Genomic DNA, 5,505 nt, shown 5'->3' with positions numbered 1-5,505 from the left:
AGGAGCATCCGATCCTTGAGAACTCAACAGCGTGCACTTGTCAAATGCCAATTTATTCCTCGTCCAGTCTTCGGGCTGGTTGAGAAATTCCTTTGGATCAAAGACCAACTCTTTTTGGGTTGGCATTCGGATGAAGTCAGCAATGATGTCATCTCTTTGGTCAGTTTCAAACTCGCGGCGTTCCGGTTTTCCCCGGTTCGTTTGCTTTTCTTTTTTACGGAGAGTTTGATCCTGGCTCAGGATGAACGCTGGCGGCGTGCTTAACACATGCAAGTCGAACGATGAACCAGGTGCTTGCACTTGGGGATTAGTGGCGAACGGGTGAGTAACACGTGAGCAACCTGCCCCTCACTCTGGGATAAGCGCTGGAAACGGCGTCTAATACTGGATACGAGGCACAACCGCATGGTTAGTGTCTGGAAAGATTTTTTGGTGGGGGATGGGCTCGCGGCCTATCAGCTTGTTGGTGAGGTAATGGCTCACCAAGGCGTCGACGGGTAGCCGGCCTGAGAGGGTGACCGGCCACACTGGGACTGAGACACGGCCCAGACTCCTACGGGAGGCAGCAGTGGGGAATATTGCACAATGGGCGGAAGCCTGATGCAGCAACGCCGCGTGAGGGATGACGGCCTTCGGGTTGTAAACCTCTTTTAGCAGGGAAGAAGCGAAAGTGACGGTACCTGCAGAAAAAGCACCGGCTAACTACGTGCCAGCAGCCGCGGTAATACGTAGGGTGCAAGCGTTATCCGGAATTATTGGGCGTAAAGAGCTCGTAGGCGGTTTGTCGCGTCTGCTGTGAAATCCCGAGGCTCAACCTCGGGCCTGCAGTGGGTACGGGCAGACTAGAGTGCGGTAGGGGAGATTGGAATTCCTGGTGTAGCGGTGGAATGCGCAGATATCAGGAGGAACACCGATGGCGAAGGCAGATCTCTGGGCCGTAACTGACGCTGAGGAGCGAAAGGGTGGGGAGCAAACAGGCTTAGATACCCTGGTAGTCCACCCCGTAAACGTTGGGAACTAGTTGTGGGGTCCTTTCCACGGATTCCGTGACGCAGCTAACGCATTAAGTTCCCCGCCTGGGGAGTACGGCCGCAAGGCTAAAACTCAAAGGAATTGACGGGGACCCGCACAAGCGGCGGAGCATGCGGATTAATTCGATGCAACGCGAAGAACCTTACCAAGGCTTGACATACACGAGAACGGGCCAGAAATGGTCAACTCTTTGGACACTCGTGAACAGGTGGTGCATGGTTGTCGTCAGCTCGTGTCGTGAGATGTTGGGTTAAGTCCCGCAACGAGCGCAACCCTCGTTCTATGTTGCCAGCACGTAATGGTGGGAACTCATGGGATACTGCCGGGGTCAACTCGGAGGAAGGTGGGGATGACGTCAAATCATCATGCCCCTTATGTCTTGGGCTTCACGCATGCTACAATGGCCGGTACAAAGGGCTGCAATACCGTGAGGTGGAGCGAATCCCAAAAAGCCGGTCCCAGTTCGGATTGAGGTCTGCAACTCGACCTCATGAAGTCGGAGTCGCTAGTAATCGCAGATCAGCAACGCTGCGGTGAATACGTTCCCGGGTCTTGTACACACCGCCCGTCAAGTCATGAAAGTCGGTAACACCTGAAGCCGGTGGCCTAACCCTTGTGGAGGGAGCCGTCGAAGGTGGGATCGGTAATTAGGACTAAGTCGTAACAAGGTAGCCGTACCGGAAGGTGCGGCTGGATCACCTCCTTTCTAAGGAGCATCTGGAGGCTTCGGCCTTCCAGGCGCCAGATCAGCACCGAATGTGTGCTGCTGGTTAGCTCATGGGTGGAACATTTGACATGGCTCTTGTTGAGTCTTCTGGTTTTAGTACGCCGCTTGCGGTGGGAACGGACTGGGGGATGAGACGGGGGCCTGCACGCTGTTGGGTCCTGAGGGACCGGGTGTGGGAACACATGCGGTACTTCTGGCCTTCATGCCTTTCACTGCGGTGAGGGGGTGGGGGACCGCCCGTACTTTGAGAACTACACAGTGGACGCGAGCATCTTCGAGACGATTTCGGTCGTCTCGTTTTGATGATCTTAAAGATCATTAGTCAATTTCGAACCGGGCCCTTTTCGGAGGGTTTGGTACCGATTCTTGATGAACTCATGTGATTTCAAGTCTTTAAGAGCAAACGGTGGATGCCTTGGCATCTGGAGCCGAAGAAGGACGTAGCAATCTGCGATAAGCCTCGGGGAACTGATAAGCGAGTTTTGATCCGAGGGTGTCCGAATGGGGAAACCCCGCTGGGCGGCGTGCCGACCTAGTGACTCCCGCCTGAATATATAGGGCGGGTAGAGGGAACGTGGGGAAGTGAAACATCTCAGTACCCACAGGAAGAGAAAACAACATGTGATTCCGTGAGTAGTGGCGAGCGAAAGCGGATGAGGCTAAACCGGGTGTGTGTGATAGCCGGCAGGCGTTGCATGCTCGGGGTTGTGGGACTTTTCTGATTGTTCTGCCGAACTTTCAGCGTTACAAGCAGGTATAGACGAACGGTTTTGAATGGCCGGTCATAGAGGGTGCGAACCCCGTAGTCGAAATGCCTGGCTTGGCGTGAAGAGTATCCCAAGTAGCACGGGGCCCGAGAAATCCCGTGTGAATCTGTCAGGACCACCTGATAAGCCTAAATACTCCCAGATGACCGATAGCGGACAAGTACCGTGAGGGAAAGGTGAAAAGTACCCCGGGAGGGGAGTGAAATAGTACCTGAAACCGTTTGCTTACAAACCGTTGGAGCCTCCTTAGTAGGGGTGACAGCGTGCCTTTTGAAGAATGAGCCTGCGAGTTAGTGATACGTGGCGAGGTTAACCCGTGTGGGGTAGCCGTAGCGAAAGCGAGTCTGAATAGGGCGATTCAGTCGCGTGTCCTAGACCCGAAGCGAAGTGATCTATCCATGGCCAGGCTGAAGCGACGGTAAGACGTCGTGGAGGGCCGAACCCACTTAGGTTGAAAACTGAGGGGATGAGCTGTGGATAGGGGTGAAAGGCCAATCAAACTTCGTGATAGCTGGTTCTCTCCGAAATGCATTTAGGTGCAGCGTTGCGTGTTTCTTGCCGGAGGTAGAGCTACTGGATGGCCGATGGGCCCTACAAGGTTACTGACGTCAGCCAAACTCCGAATGCCGGTAAGTGAGAGCGCAGCAGTGAGACTGTGGGGGATAAGCTTCATAGTCGAGAGGGAAACAACCCAGACCACCAACTAAGGTCCCTAAGCGCGTGCTAAGTGGGAAAGGATGTGGAGTTGCTGTGACAACCAGGAGGTTGGCTTAGAAGCAGCCACCCTTGAAAGAGTGCGTAATAGCTCACTGGTCAAGTGATTCCGCGCCGACAATGTAACGGGGCTCAAGCACGCCACCGAAGTTGTGGCATTGACATTTATGGTAGGCCTTCGTGGTCCAGCCGTGTTGATGGGTAGGAGAGCGTCGTGTGGCGAGTGAAGCGGCGGAGTGATCCAGCCGTGGACGCTACACGAGTGAGAATGCAGGCATGAGTAGCGAAAGACGTGTGAGAAACACGTCCTCCGGAAGACCAAGGGTTCCAGGGTCAAGCTAATCTTCCCTGGGTAAGTCGGGACCTAAGGCGAGGCCGACAGGCGTAGTCGATGGACAACGGGTTGATATTCCCGTACCGGCGAAGAACCGCCCACATGAAATCAGGAGTGCTAAGCATCCCAAGACGCGTGGATCCCTTCGGGGACGATCGTGAGGCGGCATGCGACCCCATCTGGTGGAGTGAGCGTATTAACAGGTGTGACGCAGGAAGGTAGCCCAAGCCAGGCGATGGTTGTCCTGGTGCAAGTGCGTAGGCCGAGAGATAGGCAAATCCGTCTCTCATACAGGCTGAGACACGATGCGGATAAAAAGTGGGTGATCCTATGCTGCCGAGAAAAGCATCGACGCGAGGTTCTAGCCGCCCGTACCCCAAACCGACTCAGGTGGTCAGGTAGAGAATACCAAGGAGATCGAGAGAATCGTGGTTAAGGAACTCGGCAAAATGCCCCCGTAACTTCGGGAGAAGGGGGGCCACCCGCTTATACGGATTTACTCCGAAAAGGGCGTGGTGGCCGCAGAGACTAGTGGGTAGCGACTGTTTACTAAAAACACAGGTCCGTGCCAAGTCGCAAGACGATGTATACGGACTGACGCCTGCCCGGTGCTGGAAGGTTAAGAGGACGGGTTAGCTTCGGCGAAGCTCAGAATTTAAGCCCCAGTAAACGGCGGTGGTAACTATAACCATCCTAAGGTAGCGAAATTCCTTGTCGGGTAAGTTCCGACCTGCACGAATGGCGTAACGACTTCCCAACTGTCTCAACCGCGAACTCGGCGAAATTGCATTACGAGTAAAGATGCTCGTTACGCGCAGCAGGACGGAAAGACCCCGTGACCTTTACTACAGCTTGGTATTGGTGTTCGGTGTGGCTTGTGTAGGATAGGTGGGAGACTGTGAAGCATGGACGCCAGTTCATGTGGAGTCATTGTTGAAATACCACTCTGGTCACTCTGGATATCTAACTTCGAACCGTAATCCGGTTCAGGGACAGTGCCTGGTGGGTAGTTTAACTGGGGCGGTTGCCTCCCAAAAAGTAACGGAGGCGCCCAAAGGTTCCCTCAACCTGGTTGGCAATCAGGTGTCGAGTGTAAGTGCACAAGGGAGCTTGACTGTGAGACTGACAGGTCGAGCAGGGACGAAAGTCGGGACTAGTGATCCGGCAGTGGCTTGTGGAAGCGCTGTCGCTCAACGGATAAAAGGTACCTCGGGGATAACAGGCTGATCTTGCCCAAGAGTCCATATCGACGGCATGGTTTGGCACCTCGATGTCGGCTCGTCGCATCCTGGGGCTGGAGTAGGTCCCAAGGGTTGGGCTGTTCGCCCATTAAAGCGGTACGCGAGCTGGGTTTAGAACGTCGTGAGACAGTTCGGTCCCTATCCGCTGCGCGCGTAGGAAGTTTGAGAGGATCTGACCCTAGTACGAGAGGACCGGGTTGGACGAACCTCTGGTGTGCCAGTTGTTCCGCCAGGAGCACCGCTGGTTAGCTACGTTCGGGATGGATAACCGCTGAAAGCATCTAAGCGGGAAGCCGGCCTCAAGATGAGACTTCCATACCTTCGGGTGAGAGGCTCCCAGCCAGACTACTGGGTTGATAGGCCAGATGTGGAAGCGTGGTAACACGTGCAGCTGACTGGTACTAATAAGCCGATGACTTGATAACACACCGTTCTTGGTGCTTGCGTCCACTTTGTGGTTCTCGACGTACGGTCGAAAACCAAACAACAACACACATGCTTGTGTTTGTTTGAGACACGTCAATAGTGTTTCGGCGGCCATAGCGTGAGGGAAACGCCCGGTCACATTCCGAACCCGGAAGCTAAGCCTCACAGCGCCGATGGTACTGCAGGGGGGACCCTGTGGGAGAGTAGGACACCGCCGGACTTCCTTTAACAGAAAGGCCACCCAACGCAGGGTGGCCTTTCTGC

At 54.7% G+C, this 5,505-nt stretch carries 3 rRNA genes; all 3 read left to right on the top strand.

From position 1 onward, the window contains the following. Window positions 1-213: 213 nt before the first annotated feature. The 3 genes from WFJ17_RS18610 (at window position 214) to rrf (ending at window position 5,461) form a co-directional block, all read left to right on the top strand. Window positions 214-1,738 (top strand): 16S ribosomal RNA (locus WFJ17_RS18610). 404 nt (window positions 1,739-2,142) lie between these two features. Then, window positions 2,143-5,240 (top strand): 23S ribosomal RNA (locus WFJ17_RS18605). Window positions 5,241-5,344: 104 nt separating this feature from the next. Continuing rightward, window positions 5,345-5,461, top strand: a 5S ribosomal RNA gene (gene rrf, locus WFJ17_RS18600). The 16S, 23S and 5S rRNA genes sit together here, the layout of an rRNA operon. Window positions 5,462-5,505: the final 44 nt, after the last annotated feature.

The organism is Microbacterium sp. MMO-10 (genome assembly GCF_037148715.1).
In the GTDB taxonomy this organism is placed as follows: Bacteria; Actinomycetota; Actinomycetes; order Actinomycetales; family Microbacteriaceae; genus Microbacterium.
This window is presented reverse-complemented; position numbering and strand designations above follow the sequence as displayed.